Origin of the sequence: Brachyspira pulli, from assembly GCF_036997785.1 — a bacterium.
GTDB classification, from domain to species: domain Bacteria; phylum Spirochaetota; class Brachyspiria; order Brachyspirales; family Brachyspiraceae; genus Brachyspira; species Brachyspira pulli.
Map to the genome: position 1 here is coordinate 18,290 of NZ_JAWLQI010000017.1, position 23,090 is coordinate 41,379.

Consider the following 23,090-nt stretch of genomic DNA (forward strand, 5'->3'; position numbering starts at 1 on the left):
ATGAAAAAACTTTTTATATACCCATTAACCTATATAATATACATTACAATATTTTTCGCTTTAGGAATATCAATAGCTTTCTTAAAAAAAAATTTCGATATTATATATACTTCTTCAATAACAGCATTTGCATTAATAATGATATCTGTAATATTAGCATTAATTCGTAAATATAATATATCAATATTAATTCTAGCTTTATCAACTGCATTTATTGGATATAATTATACAATGTTAAGGTATTATGATATATTCAGAAATCCGCTTAATAAATTCAATGGCAATATAGAAGCATATAATGCAAAAATACTATCTTATGACGGAGTTGTAGGATTTAAAAATAGATATGTAGCTCAAGTCAATAAAGTTTATGACGGAACTAATTGGCATAATTATGCAGGAAATATAAGACTTTATACAACATCTGTAAAACCAATATTTATCAATGATGAAATAACAGTATCTTCTAAACTTAATTTATATAAAGACATATTAACCAATGATACATTGTATGACCCTGAATTAATAGTAGAAATACTTGAAGATAAAATGCTGTACGGCGTTGCAAATATCTATCAGTATAATAATTTTGTTGTACAAAAGGAAGGAACATCTTTTATAAACTATATAGACAATTATGCTACTGATATAAGAAACATGGTAAAAAGAGCATTATCAAAAAATATTGAAGCTATACCATATACAATAATTAAAGGAATACTAGTAGGCGATAAAAATATTATACCATATCATATAAAGCAATATTTTATTGACTCTGGAATATCTCATATACTTTCAATATCAGGGCTTCATATTACAATGGTGCTTACAATTTTAATTTTATTGTTATCATTCTTCCCTATAAACTTTTATAAAAAAATATTAATAGCAACAACAATAACAGTTATTGTGTACCCTCCTATTACATTTTTCTCAGTATCAATACTAAGAGCAAGTATAATGGCATTATGTTTGATGATATCATATTATTTTGATAGAAATAGAAATTCAATAAATGCATTATTTCTTGCAGGGTTAATAATACTTTTATTCAATCCAAGTGCAATTAAAGATATTAGCTTTCAATTTTCTTTTTTAGCGACATTAGGAATAATAATTTACTACCCTGTATTTAATTTTTATATAATAAAAAATATTAGAAATATTAAAACAAATAACAAAGCAGTAAATATAATAAAAAGTATTGCAATAAAATCTTTATCATTTATGGCTATAAATATATTTGCCCTTATAACAGTAATACCATTAAGTATATATCATTTTTCATTATTAAATTTAACTTCAATAGTATCTAATATATTTGCTGTTCCTCTGGCTTTTATAATACTTTCATCTTCGTTGCTTACAATTGCAACTTATCAAATTTATGAACCATTATCAATATATCCAGCCAAAACTGCAGAATTCTGTTCAAATTTACTTATAGATCTTGCGGAGAAATTTAGTAATATATCTTTTTTAAAATATGAATTGTCATGCAATTTATATTTAGCAATATTTATAACATTTATAATAATATTGATTGGAATGATTTTAAGAATTAATGTTAGTAAGTTAAAATAAAAAAGCGTACCTAAAATTATTTAGATACGCCGAGAAGATTTTTTAATTAATTACTTAGCAGGAGTTAATTTTGTTAATGCATCTTCTACTAATGCAGTCCAAGTAGCACCGCTTACACCGTCAACATAAATGTTATTAGCTTTGATCATTTTGTCATAAGCAGCTTTTCCTCTAGCAGGACCAGAACTGTGTGCACATTTTGTTAATACAACTTTTGTTAATTTACCACCAGCAACAGTTACTTTAGCTTGATAATCACCCTGTTTAGTCTTATAAGTAGCTTTATAATTACCTAAGTATGTGCCGTCTGGTACTTTAGCTAAATCAACTTTAGCTTGAGCAAATAAGAACATACTAGCAGCAAAAACAACTGCTACAACTAAAATAAACATTTTTTTAAGGCTCATATTTTTCCCCTTTTTATATAGTTTTTTTAAAAAACTTTTCATACATAAAAAAGTAAAATATATGTAAATTAATTCATTATTTTTTTTATATTACCCTGTCTAAGTAAAGAAAGTAAATTCTCATATTCTACAGTTGTTTTTAACTGATAATATCTTCCGTCCACAAAACTGGAATATTCTACCTTTATATATTTTTCTACAACATCTCTCAATTCTCTATTATCATCTCTTTTATTAGGAAGTTCTTTTATGAAAGCATTTTCTATTTTTACTTTTGATAAAGCTAAAGCAGCATTAAAAGCACTTGTTTTCATATCTTCTTTTGTTGCGGCATAGCCATTCGGATAACCTATAGATGTAGCTATAAATTTATTCTCGTTCACCCAGCCTTCATTAAAATTAATATTTACAGCCTGAGCAGTATTCTTTTCAACGGATTTGCATGATATTAATAAAGTAAAAATTAATATAAATATATAGCTGTATTTCATATACCCTCCCAATATAAAAAAATGCTTCTACAATAATCGTCAAATTTTAATTTTTTTTAAGCATATAATTTTACATAATAATTAATTTTAGAGTACAATTGTTCCGATTATATAAAAAAATATTTATAATATTATTGGGAATTATTATGAAAAGATTATATATTGTAACAACCATATTTTTATTATTATATACAAAAGCTTTTACCCAAATATATACTTTTCAAAATGGGGAAAAGTTAAATAACTCATATATATTATCAGAAACTAATTATGCTATTATAATAGAAAAAAATACGGCAAATGAAGGAAAAACTTTTGATATAGTTTATAAAAATTCCAGATTATCCGGATATAAGGATGCCGGTATCATAAAAATACTTCCAAATGAAACTTTAGTTGCTACTATGTTAAAAAGTTCGCTTGGAAAAGATATGTGGGTTGTTATATATGGAAATATTGAACAAGAATTTGATTCTATAGAGAGAACAATATTTTCCGGAAATAACTCCATAATATTTACAAGATTAATGGATTATGGTATAGCCGTTATAAACGGAGAAGCTAAAGTACAATATTCTGAATTATTCGACAGTGTTATTAATGATAATTCCTATGCCTTTTCATATTCAAGAGACGGACAGTATTTTATAAATATTAATGGAGAAGAAAAGAGCTTACCTGCTAAAGCCGACAGAGTTAAATTTTCAAATGACGGAAATAATATAGTATATGTAATAGAAAATGAAGGAAATGTTACTATATTTACTGGTAGTGCTGACAGTGAAGGATTCAATTTAGTAGATGATGTTGTTTCTTATAATAATAACAGTATAGCTTATGCTGTTAAACTATTGCCTCAAACTAATATAAACACAAATGATATGACCAACCTCACTCTTACAAATAATTTTACAAATGAAATGACCAATGAAATAGTAACAAACACAACTACTATTACAAACTATAATCTTTCAAATATAAGCGTATACACTAATGAAGTAGGCGTAACTGTTAAAGGTCAGTCAAATACAATAGCATTAATAACTGTAACTAATGTTATTACTAATATAGTATATAATGAAATACCTTCATTACCTCCAGCTGCTGAATCTACAAATAATATAGTAACAAATGAATTTATTATGACAAGTGTTATAGCAAATGGAAGAAATTATGGAGAATTTAATTTAGTAACTAATATGTCATTCTCACCTAATGGAAAAACTTTGGTATTTGTAAGCATCAATTCAAATGATACTATGCAATTATATGTAGGCGGAAATATGACCACTAACTATGACATGATACATAATTATAAATATTCTGATGACAGCAGCATATTAGCTTATGGTGCTCAAACTAATGGAGTATCTTTTATAGTAGTTAATGGAAAAAGAATACCTAAAAATTATGATCAAATAAATGATATATATTTCTCTACAAATAATAATTTAGTTTATAATGCTACTAAAAACGAAAGAGAATATATCATAGCAAATAATTTTGAAAGCCCTGCTTATAATAATATAAAATCATTCAAGTTTTTAGGAGATTCATTCGCATTCACTGCTGAAAGACTTGGAAAACAATATTATTTCATATTGAACAAAGATGCTTCTTTAAGAAGAGAATTTGGCGGATATGAATATGTATCAGATTTAGATAATAATCAAAACGAAGCTATATCAATAGTTTCCGACGGAAAAAATATATTTATCATAAAAAATGGTGTTATATTAAATAATTAAAAATAAATATAATACTATCATATATAAAAAATGCGTAATTTATTATTTTCATAATAATAGATTACGCATTACAATTTTAAATAATTAATATCAATTTATTTTATATTCACTAAATATACATATATCTGGTTTTATATAGTAAAATCAAATCAATATATTTCAGCATATTTTTATAACTTGACTTAATATTTTTTTATAGTTAAAATAAAAAATATGGTTTGAAATGTGATTATTAATTGAAAATAAAAAATAAAGTAGTTGTTTAATGAATAGTAATGATAAAATAAGAATAATACCACTTGGCGGCGTACAAGAAATTGGTATGAATATGACAGTTATTGAATACGGAAATGAAGTTTTAGTAGTTGATTGCGGTTTTATGTTCCCTAGATACCATATGTTGGGAATAGATTATGTTATACCTGATACTTCATATTTAGAAGATAAAAATGTAATGGGACTTATTCTTACTCATGGTCATGAAGATCATATAGGAGCTATACCGCATTTTTTAAGAAAATTTCCAGACATACCAATATACGGCTCAAGATTAACAATAGCTTTTGTACAAGCTAAACTCAATGATTATAAAAACGAATATAAAAATGCCAAACTATACGAAGTTGAGCCTAGAAATAAAATACAATTAGGTATGAATTTCGATATAGAATTTATAAGGGTTAATCATAGTATACCAGATGGTGTGGGAATTGCTATAACTACACCTCTTGGAGTTATAATACATACTGGTGATTTTAAAATAGACTTAAATCCTAGCACCGATAAATTTATAGACCTTTATAAATTTGCTGAATACGGTGAGAATGGTGTTCTTTTAATGCTTGCCGACTCAACAAACTGTCAGAGAGAAGGTTTCTCTATGAGTGAAAGTGTAGTTCAAAATAATATGACTCCCCTATTCGCTTATGAAGACGGAATGATAATTGTAGCAGTATTTGCAAGCAGTATAGAAAGAATACAGGATTTAGTAACTGCAGCAAAAGTTAATAATAAATATGTAGCATTCTCTGGAAGAAGTTTAATAAAGTTTACTAAAATAGCTCAGGATATGGGATACTTAAATCTTTATGATATAGTGATTCCTATAGATAAAATAAACAGATATCCAAGAGAAAAAATAGTATGCATAACTACTGGTACACAAGGGGAACCTTATTCATCATTATCACTTATAGCAGCTGAAGCACATAAACATATTAAAGTAGAAGATGGTGATATGGTAATATTCTCATCAAGCGTTATACCAGGCAATGAAATGGCTGTTACTAGAATGATTAATAATTTATTCGATCTAGGTGCAAAAATGGTTGGAGAGGATAAAAAATTACTTCATGTATCCGGACATGCTTCAAGCGAAGATTTAAAATTGATGTATAGATTAGTGAAACCAAAATATTTTATTCCTATACATGGAGAAAAAAGACATTTAATAACTCATATAAAATTAGTTGAAAATTTAAATGGTTTAGATACTAAAGGTTTCTTACTATATAATGGCGATGTACTTGAAATAGATGAAACCTTAGAAGCAAAAATGGCTGAACCAATAGAAATCAGAAATATATATGTTGATGGAAAAGGCGTTGGAGATTTAGAAGAAAGCATTTTTTATGACAGAGAACAATTATCTCTTAATGGTGTAGTTGTTGCTAATGTAGTAGCGAAGAAAAATAATACTGGGCAGTATGATATAAAAGTAGATCTTGAAAGTAAAGGATTTACATATAATGGCGGAGAAAAAGACGGAATAATAAACAAAACTGAGCAATTAAGAGAAGAAGGAATAAATTCAGCAACAGAAGCTGTAAGAAAATTATTAAATAGAAATAAAAGAACACCATCTACAATAAAATATGAAGTAAGAGAAGCATTAAGAAAAAAATTCATACAGATTATAGGCAGAGAACCTGTAATATTTGTATGCTTATATATGGATCATGTATATATAGAAAAACAAGAAGATGGTACTGAAGATAGTATTAATAATGAACAAACAAATGGCATAATAGTAAATGAGGAGGAAGTAAAATGTCATACGAAGAAGAAAAAGAGAATCAAGAAAACAATAATGAAGAAAACGGCTCAGATAAAAAGAACAAAATCAAAAAAGAAAAAAGCGGTAAAAGAGAGCTAATATTCACAGCACTTATTTTAGCATCAGTAATTATAGGAATATTAGGAATTTTCTCTAATAATGAAAATAAAACATCACCTATACAAATAACAAGCAGTTTTAATTCAGCAATATCCGGAAATTCTATAATGAAAGAAGGAATTGCCATTATAGATTTAACTGGAGTAATCACTCATTCAAAAAGAAAAAGCAGTATAGGTTTTGAATATCCATCTGTAACTGAAGCACTTATGGAAGATTTTAAATATTATATGGAAAATCCTAATGTAAAAGCGATAGTTTTACAAGTAGATAGTCCAGGAGGAGCTTTAACTTCTTGTGAGGAAGCATTAAAATATTTACAAAATTTAAAAGAAAAATATAAAAAACCTGTAGTAGCTTCATTCAGAAGTATGGCGGCAAGCGGAGGATATTATATATCAATGATAGCTGACAAAATATATGCTAATGAATCTACGCTTACTGGAAGTATCGGAGTTATATCTCAATTTCTTAATGTTTCAGAATTGATGGATAAATACGGCGTAAAAATGTACACAATCAAAAGCGGAAGAAACAAGGATTCTTTATCACCTTTCAGAGAACCAAGAGAAGATGAATTAGCTTATTGGCAGGATATGACCGATGAATTTGTTGCTCAATTTACTAATGTTGTAGAACAATCAAGAGGAGATAAAATAAAAGGAAATAGAAAAGATATATTTGACGGCAGAGTATTCAGCGGTAAAAAAGCATTAGAAATAGGATTAATAGATTCTATAGGAACATTACAAGATGCTATAAAAGATGCTGCTAAAATGGGCGGCATAGAAGATGAAGAACCTTTTATAGTAAAAAAACCTGAAAAAAATGTTAATATATTAAATATGTTTATTTCTGGAATATCAGATTCAATAAAGCCTAAATCTTCACTTCCTATACCTTATGAAGAGATAATGAATAGTAAATATATTGGTGTTCCTATGTATATTTATATTCCAAATTATATTGGAGAAAACTAATGAAAATATCAAGAGCTATATATTTATACATAATGCGTCCAAAATATGCTATAAGAAAATCAATTAATTTTGAATCATCATTTTTAATATATTTGCTTTCTGTATTGAGTATTGCAACAGCAATGTTATATATTTCACCTTCAAAAAGCAATATATTAGATTTATTTATATTGTCTTTTGGACTGGCTGCTTATATAACTGTTACTAATATAGTAAAAATAGCAATAATTAATCTTACAGCATCAGTATTTTTTAAAAATAATGACAAAAAAAATATAACAACTTTTATTAATAACTGTTTTGGTATATATGGAATATTTATTTTTATACTTCCTATAACATTAATATTTGGCAAATTTTCTACTGTTTATTTTATACAAACAGCAGCATTAATAATATTACAATTATATTATATAATTTTGCTTTATAATAATATTAAATATTCATATAATATAAAAAGCTCATTTAAAGCTATTTTAGTTTTATTAGCACCAGTGATATGTGATTACTTAACTTATTTATCATTAGCAATATTAATATTTGGAAGTATTATAAGCGTTATATAAGATATGAATAAAATTACAAAATATATTATAACTGAAACTATAGGCCCATTTCTAGCTGGGATTTTATTTTTTACATTTATATTTGTAATACAGCTTTTACCTGAATTAATAAGGCTTATAATGAATAATGGGGCACCTTTATGGATGTCTCTTGAAACATTTCTTTATATGCTTCCTTTTAATATTGGTATCACAATACCTATGTCAATTTTAATGGCAAGTATTATAGGATATGGAAGGCTTTCTTCTGATAATGAAATAATAGTAATGCGTGCATTGGGCTTTCCACATATGAGAATATATATGCCTATAATAATACTTGGAGTAATTACATTTGTATTCTCATTATTCTTTAATAATGTTATTATGTCAGAATCAAATTACAGATACAGAGCTTTAATATCATATATGGTAAATATTAGACCTTCTATTGCAGTTGGTAAATTAGAATTCTCAAGAATAGATGATTTAGGATTATCAATAGGAGCAAAATATGCTGATGATAAAAGTATATCAAATGTTGTTATATATGATGCTTCTAAGACAAAAAGAGTTATAACTGCTAAATATGGATTATGGAGAAATAATGAAGCTAATTCCCAAGTTGTTACTTTAACATTATATGATGGTATAGTACAAGAAATGCCTGATTATGGTTTTGTATCAAATGATTATACAGTATTTGATTCTATGGATATAAATATTATCAGAAATGTAAGTACATTGACATCACATGAAAGAGGCTTAAGGGAAATGCCTTCTTGGAAAATAAGAGAAAAAATTAATGATGCAAAATTGAATGCAAATAAATCTGTAGATGAACAAATAAGCGGAATGATAAATAACTCATATAAAGGTCTTAAGAATAAAACAGACTTAACAACTTTTTCTAATGAATATATAAAAACCAATGCTGCAGAATTAACGGCAATAAGAGAAAAAGCTATTAATGAAGCTGTTCCATATTTCTATTACATAGAGTTTCATAAATTTATTTCAATACCTGCTGCTTGTTTATTCATGGTATTGATAGGTGCTCCTTTAGGTATAGTTGGTAAAAGAAGCGGTAAAGGATTTGGATTCGGAATATCTGTAATAGTAGTTGTAATATATTATTTACTTATAACAGCAGCAGAACTTATAGCTGGAGGTAAAAAAGTTCCTCCTATGCTGGCTATGTGGTTCCCTAATATAGTTTTGGCTATGATGGGAGCATTCTTCATGATTAGATCTTTCTTCAGCAGAGGAAAATAATATATACTTAAGCAACTATATTTTGTCAATTTTTACTTTTTTGTAAATCTAATTTTTGTTTATTAACAGTATAAAATATTATTTAATATTGATCAAATATGTTTTATATGTAATATAAATTACTTATTATTGTACAATAATAAGTAATCAACCGCACGTATAGTGGGCATTTGATAAGATGAAACAGTGCCGTGCGGGAAGGTGCCGCAGCTCGCGGTTGACAAGCTTAAAAATTTTTAGTATATACTGAAACGATTTCATTTTGCCGACTACTGCACATTATGTAATATTATCAACTTTTTTGCCGCACACGCTCTGCGGGCTTCGCCAAAGTTGCTTATATCCTCGACAAGCTCGGATACGCTTTGCGAAAACGCAATTACTAGAACTTTATATTAAAAATATGTGTATTAAATGTAGGGTATAACCTAGATTTGGAGTAAAAATGCAGTTTTTTTGGTTCTTTTATACCAATACCGAAAGGTACCTACTCGGTAAAAGAACTGGGGTATGGGGCAAAGCCCCAGATATAAAAACAAAAATATAAATTTATTTTTGACAAAATATAGTTGTTTAGGTATATACTATTCCATTATAAATAGTTTTAATAACTTATTTATGTTTTTCATTGATTACAATAAGAATAACAATATAATTTATCCCACTATAAATTTAATCTATAGTAGGATAAATTTATGATTTATAGATTGATAATAACAATATTTATTAATTTAATACTGAATATAGATAATTTATGAAAGAGCTAAATCCTCGCCTACTTTTCTAAGTTCTTCCAATATATCATCAGTTGGTTTTTCTCTAGCTATAATAGGTTCTCTAAATAAAGTAACTCCATTTTTCAAAATATCTTCTTTCCAATCACGCATCCACTTTCCATCGCCCCAACTATAAGAACCGAATATGAATATCTTTTTATCTTTTAAATAAGGTTTAACCATTTCATACATTGGAAGAAATTCTGTATCTTCTAAAATTTCAGCACCCATAGCAGGACAGCCTAAAGCTATACAATCATAACTTTTAGCAGCATCTATATCGAAATTATAAGCTTTAAAAACTTCTACTTCTGCCCCTTTACTCTCAGCACCTTCTTTTATAGCTTTAGACATTAACCTAGTATTGCCTGTTTTGCTCCATACTACCATAGCAATTTTTTTTGACATAAAAACTTCTCTTATTAATTATTTTTAACTGCATTAGATAATTCTTCTGCAGCTTTATCTATACCTTCATTAGCTTTTTTTAATCCGTCTTCTAAAGCCTTAGAAGCATTATTTAAAATTTTATCAGTATCAATGTTTTCCATTCCGTCTTCAACTGCCTTAGACGCTTCATCTAAAGCTTTTTCTGTAACCTTTCCAGCTTTTTTAACTCCGTCTTGTGCTGCTTTTGAAGCTTCATCTATTTTTTCATTTATTTTATCTGTTAAACTATCAATAGACTTTTTATCTTTTTCACAAGAAACTGCAAATATAGAAAAAATTACACATAAAATAAGAATTATTTTTTTCATAACAAAATCCCAAAATATATATTTTTTAATGAAATTATAATTATTAATATATATTTGTCAAGATATAGGTGCATTTGAAATATAAACATTTATTTTATATTTATGCTTCATATTTTTTGAATTGTATATATTAGTAGCCTTCGCAAGTCTATCATTAAACTTTTCCAATAGAAAATCTGCATCTTCAACTTTAGGAGCTAATATCACTTCTTTCAAAGCCTTATTATCAAATATATAAAGATAATTTTTATAAGAACGCTTCATATTATCATCAATATGCAAAGGATTGCTTCCATATTCAACAAGCTGTATAATACGCATTTCCTGTTCCTCTATAAATGAAGAATCTTTTATTAGGTATTGCATATTCATAAGCAACTGATATGCTAATGAAAGTTCATCAGAATTGAATTCTTTTATTACTCTAAACATAGAATAAAATACATACCCTATATTATTTTTTAATTTATCATAAAATCTGCTTCCTTCATTCCAAACAGTATATTCTTTATTTAAATCAATAATAAGATTATCATAATCCGATTCGCATGGATTAAATATTATTTCATTTTTTTTCAAGTTATAATACAAAACAAAATATAAAGGCAAGGTTTGTTCCTCATAAAATTCTATATTAGAATAATTATTTTTATCATAAGAAAATGAGAATAAAATACCAGATCCGCAATTATTGAAAGAAATATCAAAGAAGGATTTATCAAATACTAAACAGCAGCCCGTACCTTCTTTATTATCATATTTACCATATAATCTATACATAGTAAGAGAATCTTTACATCTGCTGAATGATGTTTGCAATGCTATAAAATTATTAATATTGCCGTATTTTGAATTGATATTATTATTCCTAAGAAGCTGCATTAATATCTTACCCTCTTTAGGATCATTCGCATTTTTTATGCTTGTCATTCTTAATTTATTTTTCTTTATATAAGTTTTATATTTTGTATTATCTAATTTATCATATCTTTTATCAAAAGCCATTTCATTAAAAACTTCTATGCTTGTGTAATGTGATATCTCATTAATTTTATCATTATCTTTTACTGATATTAAATATAAAAACAAATATTGCAATATCCACAATATTTTTACTTTATGTCTTTTTTTATACTCTATATCTCTAACTATAAAATTAAAATATTCCTCTTTTTCTTCAGTCCAAAAACTTCCTTCTTCCAATATTATATCTATTAATTTTTCTATTTTTATATGCTCTATAAATCTTGATATTATATTAAATATATTAAAACTTCTTGATCCTTTTATATCAAATAAAATTTTTAAAGCATAATCATATTGTTCTAAGCCTATCAATGCTTCTGATTTAAAAAAATATATTCTGTCGTATATCGTATCATCTCCGATAACATCAATTTCTATATACTCAACATGTTCTTTATTTTTTATAATAGTATCGCCTTTGGAATTCTTCTCATTCAAAATAGTAAGTGCATTATCCAAACACTCTATAGCTTCTTTATATCTCTTTATATTAATAAGCAAACTAGCCTTATTTAAATAAACAATCTCTAAAGATTTATTTATTTCCATAGCCTTATTATATAGTTTGAATGCTTCATCTATTTTTCCAAGCTTCTCCAAAACTATTGCAATATTTAAATAAGCATAATCATATCCAAGTTCTGAAGCCTTATTAAAATAAAATAAAGCATCTTCATAGCGTTCTAATTTTGAATATATGATACCAATATTAAAATAACATATTTCTGATTTATCATTTATTTCTAATGCCATATTGAATGAATATAAAGCCTCATCAAATGCCATTAATTTAGCAAGTATTATACCTTTATTAATAAAAGCTTTTTCATATATAGGATTAACTTCTATTGCTTTGCTGTAATACTCAATAGATTCCTCATATCTATTCAAATAATATAATGTTAATGCTGTTTTATAATAACTGCGTGAAAAATATCTGTCTTTATAATTGCTGTCTAATTCAGAAGAATAATTTTCAAAATAGTTTATTATTTTTAAATATATTCTAAGTGCCGAAGAATATTTTTCCAAATTAAAATAATATCTGGCTTGTCCAAATAAACTCTCTATTCTATCTTTTACCACGAAATTACTCCCAATTAGAACATATTATACTTAATTATAAACTATTTTCTAATAATATAAATAAAAAACTAAAAAATATATTGACAATTTTTAAGTATATGATATTATTACTGTATAAAGTAATATTTCTAATAAAAAGGATATAAGGAATTATAAAAATGAAAAATAGCCAAAAAGGTTTCTTTGGAAAATTTGGGGGAAGATTTGTTCCAGAAGCACTAGAAAAATTATTAATAGAATTAGAAGAAGCATTTAATCATTATATTAACGACAAAGAATTTTTAAGCGAACTTGAAGAATTAAGAGCTGATTTTGTAGGAAGACCTACGCCATTAATGTATGCTAAAAATTTATCAGAAAAAATAGGCGGAGCAAAAATATACGTAAAATTAGAAGGACTAGCAAATACAGGAGCTCATAAGATTAACAATTCCATAGGACAGGCTTTATTAGCAAAGAAAATGGGAAAGAAGAAGATTATTGCAGAAACTGGTGCTGGTCAGCATGGAATAGCCACTGCTGCTGCTTGTGCTAAATTAGGACTTGAATGTTCTATTTATATGGGTGAAATAGATGTAAAAAGACAACAGCCTAATGTAGCATCTATGGAATTATACGGTGCCAATGTAGTATCAGTAACAAGAGGCGGACGCGGACTTAAAGATGCAGTTGATATGGCATTAGAAGATTGGGTTAAAGATTTAAAAGATACGCACTATTTACTTGGAAGTGCCGTAGGCCCTAGCCCTTATCCTGATATAGTGAGGACTTTCCAATCAGTAATAGGAAGGGAATTAGAAAAACAAATACAAGAAAAGAACTTAAATGTAAAAGCTATGATAGCATGTGTAGGCGGCGGTTCTAATGCTATAGGATTCTTTGAACCATTTATAGAAAAAGAAAATCCAAAATTAATAGCAGTTGAAGCCGGCGGAATAAGTATGAATCTTGGAGAGAATGCTATTAGAATGCAAAATCCTTATGCTAAAGATATTGCTGCTCAAGGTTATATGAGTAAATTCATATTAAAAGAAAATGGAGAAATATCAGAAACAATGTCTATATCTGCAGGATTAGATTATCCAGGAGTTGGCCCTCAGCTTGCTTATTTAGGAGAATCCGGAAGAATAGAATTTACTTATGCTACAGACCAAGAAGCAATAAATGCTGTAAAAGAGTTTGCTAAAAATGAAGGTGTTATATTTGCCTTAGAAAGTGCCCATGCCGGGGCAAAAGCAATGGAGTATGCAAAGCAATATACAAAAGATGATGTAATTATAGTTAATATGTCAGGCAGAGGAGATAAAGATATATTCATAACCTCTCCTATTTTTAGAGCAGAAAAATGGAAAGAGTTCCTAAAAAGTGAATTAGACAGATTAGAAAAGAACATAGATGTTCACAAATTTTAGCCTCCGATATATATATTTTTTATTATAGGTTTTTGTATATTATTTATTAATATCAAAAACCTATTTTTATATATACTTAAACAAATATACTTTGTCAATTTTCACATTTTTATAAATGTAAATTATAATTTTTTATGAGTCAAAATATTTCTAATATTTATGATATATGTTTTACTTTCAAGATATATTATTGATTTTGTATAATAATAAGTAATCAACCGCACATATAGAGTACTTTCGTTAAGAATAAGTGATACCGTGCGGAAAGGTGCCGCAGCTCGCGGTTGACAAACTTAAAAATTTTAGGTATATACTGAAAATTTTTAAGTTTGTCAATTTTTTTATTGTTCTTTTTCCCGCCGCAAAAAGAACCAAAAAGTGCAAGGTATAAAATTAGTACTAAATCATACTAAAATTGTATTATATGTAAGATAATTTATTAAATTAAAGCTCAAATGTAACCTTTTTGCTTCTTTGTGGCACGCCAAAGGCACTCCTTTCAGTCGCAAAAGAAGTAGGGTCTTACCCTACGGGTACGCTTCGCGGTGGGCAAAGCCCCAGATATAAAATCAAAAATATAAATTTATTTTTGACAAAATATAGTTGTTTAGGTATATACTGAAAATTAAGCTCTTTTTCTATTTTTAAATAAAACCAAAACTACAAACATAATCACAGGAAAGATTATAGCAAATAATATACCTATTTTTAATCCTATTTGTATAGAATCTGAATTTACTATAATAGCACTAAATTTATCAGAAATATTTTTATTATTTGAAACAATACCTACAATACCGGGCCCTATAGAACAGCCTATATCCCCAGCTAAGGCAAGCATAGCAAACATGGCAGTTCCGCCTTTATTATAAGTCTTTGATGCAAGAGAAAATACTGAAGGCCACATTATAGCAACTGATAAACCTGATATTCCGCAGCCTATTAATGATAAAAAAGGATATGGACTGAATACTGTTACAATATAACCAAAAACACAGAATAAAGATGATATTATCAATGCTTTTTCTATATTGATACTTTCAGATTTCATTCCATAAATTAATCTTACTATACCCATACAGAATGCAAACATACAAGCACCAAATATATCACCTACAGTTTTATTAACATTAAGACCTACTTCTGCAAATAATGATACCCATTGTGCAATAGATTGTTCACTAGCACCAGCACATATCATAAGTATAACAAATAGTAAAACTATTTTTACAGATAATAACTTTCTTATAGATACAGTGTTATCACTTTTCATATTATCTTCATGAGTTTTCAAAACATTAAGAGGTACATTGGCAAAAAGAAATATATTACAAAATGGTATAATAGCCCAAATCATTGACATATATCTCCAATTTTCAATACCGAATATATTAAAATACAATGTTGAAACTATAACTACTAGCATTGAACCCCAGCAGTAAAATGAATGAAGTATATTCACAGCTTTAGTTTTTTGTTTATCTGGAAGTGCCTCTACAATAGGACTAACTAAAACCTCTATCAATCCTCCGCTTATAGCATTAATAAAAAAACATATTAATATACCTAAATAAGGCTCTATATAAAAAGGAAGTATGCCAAGTAAAAATAATCCTAAAGCAGAAAATATATGTGCTGAAACTATTGGTATTCTATAACCTATTTTATCTATAAATTTAATTGCCAAAAAATCTATAAGCATTTGAATGCCAAAATTAAAAGATGAAAGCAGTCCTATTTGAGTTAATGATATATTAAAATCTTTTTGAAACATTATAAAGACTAAAGGAGGAAAAATATTAATTATAGCCTGAGTTATATATCCTATATAACTAGCATATAATGTATGAGTATAATTAAGTTTCATAAAAAAACTCTGTATAATAATTTATTTTTTATATTTAATTTATTTAGAAATGACTTTTCCGTCTATATTAGCAAAAGGAACATTGCCAAAATCTCTGCTGTCATATCCATAATCTCTGTTATCTGATAATACAAAATACTCATTATAACCTATAATATGAGGGCCAAAATTATCCCTTGTTGAAATTTCAGCATCTAATATCCTGCCGTCAGAATCTATATTAGCCCAAGGTTCATTAAGCATTTCTCCATTAATATAAACAGCTTTATCTCTTATTTCTATCGTTTCTCCAGGAAGACCTACAACCCTTTTTATTAAGTATCTAGTCTTCGATATATTAGCATTTCCAAAAGAAGCAAAATAAACAAAATAAGAAACAAATCTTTTAAGAAAAAATTCTCTTTTCGTTCTTGGATCTATCATAAATACTATATCACCCCTTTTAGGTCTTGAAAAAACTATAGTCTTTCCTGTAAGAGATGAAACAAATGGTCTTAAGGCAATAGCATATCTTAATTTAGAAGTAATTAATACATCATTTTGTTCAATGGTATTCATCATTGTAGAACTTTTCATTCTGTCAATTCTAATAAATAAAGTAAAAATACCAAATATAATAAATGCTATAATAAAACCTAAAATAAGTCTTGCAACAGCTCTATATAATAAACTATTGCTTCTATAATAAATAAATATAAAAGGTTTTAATATAGCTTTAATAGCATTACGCTTTTCTTTTTTTAATTCTTCTCTATCATAAGAATAATTCATCTATAATTGATGACCTCTATAAAACAAAATAATTTTTAAGATTTTTTAGCGTGGTGTTCGCTGTTTTCTAAAGCGGCAGGAACAGCAGGAACTACTATATAACCATATTCACCGCTGCGGCATAAATCCATTATAACTTCATTATTCAAAGTTTCACCTGGTACATCTTCTCTTAAATATTCAGGTAAGTCAATAACATGGTATAAAGGATCTATATTATCAACATTAACTTCAAATAATCCTTCTATAAACTCTAAGTCTTTATTTAATCTATTTAACATTTCATCTTTTTGATTATCTTCTATTCTTAATCTTGTTTGATATAAAAGTGCTTCTAATTCTTCTCTATCTGTAGTCATTATTATATCCTTAAAATTATAATTACAAATATAATATATTATAATCAATATTTTTTCAATAGTTTGTAATTTTTTAATATATAATTATTTATCAAAAAATTTATGAACTTTTAATATATTTTTTATTAAATATTGATATATAAATATACATGATAAAAATACTAATTTATTATTAAAATAATAGACTTATATTATTCTAAAGCTTTACTCATCATAAGATCTAAAGATAATTCTTCTATATCATCTTTAGCAAATAAAGAATAATATATTCCATCAACATTCCAATATGCAATATATTCTTCTCTGTCATTCGTTTGTATTGTTATTTCTATGTCGGTTTCTTCATCTACCAATTTTTTATAATCATATAGAACATCATAAAAATATAAAAGCTCTTCTAAATTTTTTGAAGCTCTGTAAGTATAATTCATATTATTATAATCAAAATTAGACTCAGCTATAGTTCTATTAACAATAGCATATTTAACATTAAAAGCATATTGAGGAGCTGGTACGCAATAACCTAATATAGAAAAAGATTTAGTTGAATCAACAGGTACAAACTCAATAACTTTATAATGACTATCATAACATGACACAATAAACAGCATCAATAAACAAACTATAAACTTATTTTTCATGTTTTTATCTACTCCTAAGTTTAGGGTGAAGTATTTTATCTAAAGCAAAACCTAAAAATGCAAATGACATACCTAAAATTGCAATTAAAATTCCTGGAGGTATTATCCACCACCAAAGACCAGACAATACTGCTGAACCTTTCATAGCATCATGCAGAATCTGTCCCCAAGTAACTATAGTAGCATCGCCAAGACCAAGCAATGATAATGAAGATTCATAAACTATAGCCGAAGGCACAGCCAAAGCCATAGAAGCAAATGAAAAAGGTAAAAGCAATGGTGCTAAATGATTAAATATTATTCTGAAATGTCCTGCCCCAATAGTTCTTGCTGCCTCAATATATGTTTCTTCTTTAAGCTGCATAGCCATTGAACGTACAGTCATAACAGAACCAGTCCAAGAAAAAAATATCATCATAGTAATCATAGTCCATATACTAGGCTTAAATATTGCACTCATAACTATCATTACCGGAAGTACAGGAATTCCTATAAATATTTGATAAATAAACTGCATAACATTATCAACAAATCCTCCGAAATACGCTGATACTATTCCATACATTACACCGATTATAACTGATATAAAACTTGTTGCTATACCAATAAATAATGCCCATTTAAGACCCGATATAAGTCCGGAAAATATATCACGCTTCATATTATCCGTTCCCATTATACCAGACATAGAACCAACCAACACTATATAAGGATTTTCAAAACTTGAATTAGGGTATGAAAATTTACCGCTTATTTCAAATTTATAAACTCCTTTTAAAGCTTTAAAATCTTTAGCCATATCATCTTTTTTTGTGTTAAAAAGTATTTTCATTGGATTGGTCGTAAGAGTATCTATTTGTCTTGCTAATATTCTTGGAACGGACTCTCTGTAAAATCTAAATATTCTATTCTTTGAATCATTAAAAGCTGATATTCTTAAATCGCCGTTTATATTATGTAAACTATCAGAAAGTGTTATTACTGCTCCATCTGGTCTTGTTACATTCCATATTAAGCCGGTAGAACCATTAACATTAGCATGGAAAATTAAATCTACTGGAGACTTATCAAATTTATAATCATATTCAAATACTGCTTTATAAGTTAATTGATTATCTACATAATTAGTTTCAACACTTAATGGTTTTATATCTGTTGTAATAGATGATTTTTCCTTTTGAAAAAAATTAAGCCATTCAGGAGGTGCTGAAGCTGGATTGTCCTGCCAATAAGTTATATCTCTCCAACGTTTAGGTGCTTCTTTATAAGTTAAAAGCAAAGGTTCTAATAATGAAACCAATATTGCTAGAATCAATATACATAAACCTACTACGCCCGCTTTATCTTTTTTAAATTCATTAAAGAATTCTATTATTGGAGAAAGTTTTTTATTAATATTACTTTGCATTTTATAACTTACCTCCAACTTTTATTCTAGGATCTAAGAATCCATAAGATATATCAAGAACCACTAATCCGAATTGATAAAGTGCAGTTGTTATAGCCAAATTTCCCATTAACACTGGTATATCATTTTGCTGAACTGATATCCAATACAAATTACCTAAACCAGGCCAAGAGAATATACCTTCAAATATAATTGATCCTGCAATAGAACCAAGTAATCCCAATAAAGTTATAGTTACTATTGGAGGAGCTGAACTTCTTAAAGTATGTCCGAGTAAAACAGATTTTTCTGATATACCTCTTGCACGTGCTGCCATAATATAATCTTCCTGCAATGTTGACAATACTATATTTCTTACAACAAATGAAAGTCCCCAGAAACCTATTAAAGTTAATGTAATAAGAGGTAATGACATATGCCATAACATATCCAAATAATACATTATGCCTGTAGGAATTGGTATTGAATGAACACCTCCGGAAGGAAACAAATTAAATTTATAAACTAATACCATTATCAATATCATAGAAAGCCACCAAGTAGGCATACCATAAACTATCATTGTTATAATGCTTGTGGTTCTGTCAAATAATCCTCCAGCCTTTCTAGCTTTTATAAGTCCTATGATTAAACCTATTATCATTTGTATAACTGACGCCGTTGTAAAAAGTATTATTGAACGAGGTAATGCCTCTCCTATTATTTTTATAACTTCCCTATTTCCATTTGAATCCATCATAATAGTAGATTTTCCAAATTGAAATGTTATTGTATTAATAGCTCGTATAAATATCCTTTCTCCTATACTTCTATTAAGCCAATATATATCATAATAGTACGCTCTTCTCTCTTTTATAAAATTAGCAACATCCTCAGTACGCATATTGCTTAAGCCTCTAACTTCAGCATTAATATTTTCTTCTATTTGTGCCTTTAGAGTTTTTTCACTAACTGTATTGAATATAGCAGAAGACATAAACATTAATATTACAAACATGACTATGCCTTTTAATATGCGTTTAATCACAAAATAAGTAAACATAATATAATCCTTTCAAAATATTATACTAAAAAGAGTAAAAATTGTAAAGACTTATTATGTTAATTAAATTATGATAACTATTTCACCGCACGGTAAACGGCACTAAATATATAGATAAATTATAATTCAAAATAAGATTAATTATAAAAAATCATTAACCGTGCGTAAAATAGATTATAAATTTAATACAAACTTGGGTGGGCATGCTTTTTTATTTCGCTATTTAAGAATAATAAATTCGTAATTACTATTCAAATAATAAAGCATAAAGGGCGGGGTATGTAAATACACTCTAAAGAAAAACAAAGTAAAATAAATGTCTATTGTATATTTTTATAATTTCGATAAATATAATAAGAGATTAATAATGAGTAAGATTAAGATAAGTATAAAAATAAATATTACTGTTTTATTTGAAAATCCATTCTGGATATGTTTATATGAACGCATTGGAGATAATAAACATGAAACATGTAAAATTATTTTTATAACAGAGCCTTCAGACAAAGAAATACATAATTATCTTTTAAAAAATTTAGATAAATTAAAATTTCATACTTCTATCATTGAAAAGCCGGCTGAAAAACCTAAAAGACAGAGAAAGAAAAAAGAAACTATAATATCTTCAGAAAAGAAAACTTCTCTAAAAAAATCTGTTAAATCATCAAAACCTAAAACAGAAAGAAAAACTACAATAGTAAAAACTAAAAAGTCTCAAAAAGAACGTCCTCTTGTTATAAAGCAGGAAAAGAAAAAGACTGCTAAACAAAAAATAAAAGCTTGAATCAATTATATGCTGTTTTTTCACTATAAGAAGCTGTTTTTCCGGTTTCTATATGCTTATCCATCAAAATATTAACTATTTCATCTGCACGATTATTTTCTTTATTAGTTGAATGACCTTTAACTTTTATAAATTCTATGTTATGTTTACTTGATAATTCTATTAATCTAAGCCAATATTCTTTATTTTCAACAGGCTTCTTATCACTTTTTATCCAATTATTTTTCTGCCATGAATATATCCATTTAGTCATTCCGTTAATTAAATAAGCACTGTCACTGTAAAGTTTTATATTATGAGAATTTTTTAACCTTTCAAGGGCTTTTATGGCAGCTTTCATCTCCATTTTATTATTAGTAACATTATCTTCGCTTTCTCCTATTTCAAGACGCAAATTATGTTTTTCACTTATGAGTATAGCTCCCCAAGCTCCAAGACCGGGATTTCCTCTGCAGCCGCCGTCTGTATATATTATAATATTATCCATTGCCATAATTATGAATCTAATAAGTTAATCAATTTATCTTTTAATTCCTGAATGAGTTTTTCTTTTGTATAATCTTTCTTTGATACTGTAAAACCGGATGCTTTAGGGTGACCGCCGCCGCCGAAACTTTCAGCAACTTCTCTAATATCTTTTACAGATCTGCTTCTCATACTAACTCTGAAACTGTCTTCATTTTCATGAACTATAAAACCAATTAATACATCGTCCATTTGTATTAATGTATCAGAAGCACTTACTCCAAGTTCTTTAGTGTTTATTCCGCAAATAGTATCACCCAAGCATATATAGCCTATTTTCTTATCATAGTCTATTATCATTCTTCTATATATTTCCATTAGAGCAGAAACATCATTTCTAGTATATCTCTTTCTTACAACATTACCAATATTCTCTTGCATAACTCCTATTTTCATCAATTTAGAGCCGAAAAGTAATGTTCTTTCTGTTGTATTGCTGAATATAAAACTGCCTGTATCTGTACAAATGCCGGAATATAACAATGTAGCTATAGTAGAATCCATTTTTTCTGTATAATCTTGGAATATATCAAATATTATTTCACAAGTTGCACCTGCAGTAGTATCATCATAAAACATAGTAACACCTTTAAGGTTTCTAACTTTATGATGGTCTATAAATATAACTTCATTATATTCATTTGTAATATCTGCAATCCAGCCTATTCTGTCTATATCTCCTGAATCAAGTACAACTAAAACATCTTTTTTAGGCAATGTTTCCGGAGTAACTTCAAATATTACATTATCAATCAATAAAACATTCTGCAAATCTCTTTGCATTTTATCTGTATTAACAACTACAGCATTTTTATTAAAAACATTTTTTATAAGTAAAGATAAACCCAAACCAGAACATACACAATCACAATCAGGATTTCTATGTCCTGTTATAGTAATATCAGATGCTTTTGATAATCTATCTAATATTTGTTTTTTTGTAGTATTTATTTTCTCATCATTCTCAATTTTTGATACAGTTTTATTATCTTCTTTCATAGTTTTTTTAAAAAACATTAAAATACCTCTTAATAAATTAATAATAAATAGAAATATTAATTATCAAAATCGTTAGATACTTCAGGAATATCCAAATTTTTTATATCAGTTAATACTTTATTGGTTTCTATTAGATTCTTATCATAATAAAATGTTAAATTAGGAACATATCTAATAGTAAGCTGTTTTCTAAGATATGAAAATATTACACCTTTAGCACTATTAAGACCATTAAGAACCTCATTTTGCTTATCTTCATTAAGACATACAAAATAAACCTTTGCTGTTTTTAAATCTTTAGCAGTATCTACCCTAGTAATAGTTACAAGATTATTCTTAATTCTTGGGTCTTCTATCTCTCTCATTATAATCATAGAGAGAGTCTGTTTAATATTTTCGTTTACTCTAAGTATTCTATGTGATGACATAT

Annotated in this window: 22 protein-coding genes; 8 read left to right on the forward strand and 14 right to left on the reverse strand. The window is 27.2% G+C overall.

All coding sequences use genetic code 11. The features are described 5' to 3' along the window. Window positions 1-1,584: a ComEC/Rec2 family competence protein gene (locus R4K56_RS14750; protein WP_335772080.1), complete on the forward strand. Its 1,584-nt coding sequence runs from the start codon at window positions 1-3 to the stop codon at window positions 1,582-1,584. Between the two features lie 50 nt (window positions 1,585-1,634). On the opposite strand, the gene R4K56_RS05505 is transcribed toward R4K56_RS14750, so the two are convergent. Continuing rightward, window positions 1,635-1,991: an FMN-binding protein gene (locus tag R4K56_RS05505; protein ID WP_297299183.1), complete on the reverse strand. Its 357-nt coding sequence runs from the start codon at window positions 1,989-1,991 to the stop codon at window positions 1,635-1,637. Window positions 1,992-2,059: 68 nt separating this feature from the next. Next, window positions 2,060-2,482: a hypothetical protein gene (locus tag R4K56_RS05510; protein ID WP_297299182.1), complete on the reverse strand. Its 423-nt coding sequence runs from the start codon at window positions 2,480-2,482 to the stop codon at window positions 2,060-2,062. A gap of 146 nt (window positions 2,483-2,628) precedes the next feature. Between R4K56_RS05510 and R4K56_RS05515 the strand changes: the two genes are divergently transcribed. The 5 genes from R4K56_RS05515 to R4K56_RS05535 all read left to right on the forward strand — a co-directional run bounded on the left by R4K56_RS05515 (window position 2,629) and on the right by R4K56_RS05535 (window position 9,206). Continuing rightward, window positions 2,629-4,230, forward strand: a complete 1,602-nt coding sequence (locus R4K56_RS05515; protein WP_335772079.1) for a TolB-like translocation protein — start codon at window positions 2,629-2,631, stop codon at window positions 4,228-4,230. A gap of 265 nt (window positions 4,231-4,495) precedes the next feature. Next, on the forward strand, window positions 4,496-6,385 hold the full coding sequence (locus R4K56_RS05520; protein WP_335772078.1) for a ribonuclease J: 1,890 nt from the start codon (window positions 4,496-4,498) through the stop codon (window positions 6,383-6,385). After that, window positions 6,280-7,386 (forward strand): signal peptide peptidase SppA, encoded by a 1,107-nt coding sequence (gene sppA, locus R4K56_RS05525; protein ID WP_335772077.1) that lies wholly within the window; start codon window positions 6,280-6,282, stop codon window positions 7,384-7,386. Before R4K56_RS05520 ends, sppA begins: the two co-directional genes overlap by 106 nt. Further along, window positions 7,386-7,952 carry a hypothetical protein gene (locus R4K56_RS05530; protein WP_335757670.1) on the forward strand — a complete coding sequence of 189 codons (567 nt, stop codon included), beginning with the start codon at window positions 7,386-7,388 and terminating at the stop codon, window positions 7,950-7,952. Before sppA ends, R4K56_RS05530 begins: the two co-directional genes overlap by 1 nt. A 3-nt stretch (window positions 7,953-7,955) precedes the next feature. Then, a complete protein-coding gene (locus R4K56_RS05535; protein ID WP_335772076.1) occupies window positions 7,956-9,206 on the forward strand; it encodes an LptF/LptG family permease in 1,251 nt (416 codons plus the stop codon). Window positions 9,207-9,958: 752 nt separating this feature from the next. On the opposite strand, the gene R4K56_RS05540 is transcribed toward R4K56_RS05535, so the two are convergent. Genes R4K56_RS05540 through R4K56_RS05550 form a run of 3 tightly spaced genes read right to left on the reverse strand, consistent with a single transcriptional unit; the run spans window position 9,959 to window position 12,852 of the window. Continuing rightward, the gene (locus tag R4K56_RS05540; RefSeq protein ID WP_335757551.1) at window positions 9,959-10,390 is read right to left on the reverse strand and encodes a flavodoxin domain-containing protein; all 432 of its coding nucleotides are present in this window, start codon (window positions 10,388-10,390) and stop codon (window positions 9,959-9,961) included. Between the two features lie 14 nt (window positions 10,391-10,404). Beyond that, on the reverse strand, window positions 10,405-10,740 hold the full coding sequence (locus R4K56_RS05545) for a hypothetical protein (RefSeq protein WP_335759396.1): 336 nt from the start codon (window positions 10,738-10,740) through the stop codon (window positions 10,405-10,407). A gap of 57 nt (window positions 10,741-10,797) precedes the next feature. After that, window positions 10,798-12,852 carry a tetratricopeptide repeat protein gene (locus R4K56_RS05550; protein ID WP_335772075.1) on the reverse strand — a complete coding sequence of 685 codons (2,055 nt, stop codon included), beginning with the start codon at window positions 12,850-12,852 and terminating at the stop codon, window positions 10,798-10,800. 158 nt (window positions 12,853-13,010) lie between these two features. Between R4K56_RS05550 and trpB the strand changes: the two genes are divergently transcribed. Next, complete coding sequence (gene trpB / locus R4K56_RS05555) at window positions 13,011-14,264, forward strand: tryptophan synthase subunit beta (protein WP_335772074.1); 1,254 nt, start codon at window positions 13,011-13,013, stop codon at window positions 14,262-14,264. A gap of 625 nt (window positions 14,265-14,889) precedes the next feature. On the opposite strand, the gene R4K56_RS05560 is transcribed toward trpB, so the two are convergent. The 6 genes from R4K56_RS05560 to R4K56_RS05585 form a co-directional block, all read right to left on the reverse strand. Then, the gene (locus tag R4K56_RS05560; protein WP_335772073.1) at window positions 14,890-16,131 is read right to left on the reverse strand and encodes an MFS transporter; all 1,242 of its coding nucleotides are present in this window, start codon (window positions 16,129-16,131) and stop codon (window positions 14,890-14,892) included. Window positions 16,132-16,170: 39 nt separating this feature from the next. Then, window positions 16,171-16,902, reverse strand: a complete 732-nt coding sequence (lepB, locus tag R4K56_RS05565; protein ID WP_335757556.1) for a signal peptidase I — start codon at window positions 16,900-16,902, stop codon at window positions 16,171-16,173. Window positions 16,903-16,937: 35 nt separating this feature from the next. After that, a complete protein-coding gene (gatC, locus tag R4K56_RS05570; RefSeq protein WP_297300144.1) occupies window positions 16,938-17,261 on the reverse strand; it encodes an Asp-tRNA(Asn)/Glu-tRNA(Gln) amidotransferase subunit GatC in 324 nt (107 codons plus the stop codon). Between the two features lie 191 nt (window positions 17,262-17,452). After that, window positions 17,453-17,902, reverse strand: coding sequence for a hypothetical protein (locus tag R4K56_RS05575; protein ID WP_335770183.1), 450 nt, complete (start codon window positions 17,900-17,902; stop codon window positions 17,453-17,455). 4 nt (window positions 17,903-17,906) lie between these two features. Continuing rightward, on the reverse strand, window positions 17,907-19,310 hold the full coding sequence (locus tag R4K56_RS05580) for an ABC transporter permease (protein WP_335772072.1): 1,404 nt from the start codon (window positions 19,308-19,310) through the stop codon (window positions 17,907-17,909). Between the two features lies 1 nt (window position 19,311). Further along, complete coding sequence (locus R4K56_RS05585; RefSeq protein ID WP_335757559.1) at window positions 19,312-20,352, reverse strand: ABC transporter permease; 1,041 nt, start codon at window positions 20,350-20,352, stop codon at window positions 19,312-19,314. Window positions 20,353-20,719: 367 nt separating this feature from the next. On the opposite strand from R4K56_RS05585, the gene R4K56_RS05590 reads away from it, so the two are divergent. Further along, window positions 20,720-21,136 (forward strand): DUF2992 family protein, encoded by a 417-nt coding sequence (locus R4K56_RS05590; RefSeq protein ID WP_335772071.1) that lies wholly within the window; start codon window positions 20,720-20,722, stop codon window positions 21,134-21,136. Between the two features lies 1 nt (window position 21,137). On the opposite strand, the gene rnhA is transcribed toward R4K56_RS05590, so the two are convergent. The 3 genes from rnhA to rbfA are packed head-to-tail and all read right to left on the reverse strand — an operon-like array spanning window position 21,138 to window position 23,088. After that, a complete protein-coding gene (gene rnhA, locus R4K56_RS05595) occupies window positions 21,138-21,629 on the reverse strand; it encodes a ribonuclease HI (protein WP_335772070.1) in 492 nt (163 codons plus the stop codon). Window positions 21,630-21,631: 2 nt separating this feature from the next. After that, window positions 21,632-22,660, reverse strand: a complete 1,029-nt coding sequence (locus R4K56_RS05600; protein ID WP_418233499.1) for a DHH family phosphoesterase — start codon at window positions 22,658-22,660, stop codon at window positions 21,632-21,634. Window positions 22,661-22,716: 56 nt separating this feature from the next. Beyond that, window positions 22,717-23,088: a 30S ribosome-binding factor RbfA gene (gene rbfA / locus R4K56_RS05605; protein ID WP_297300156.1), complete on the reverse strand. Its 372-nt coding sequence runs from the start codon at window positions 23,086-23,088 to the stop codon at window positions 22,717-22,719. Window positions 23,089-23,090: the final 2 nt, after the last annotated feature.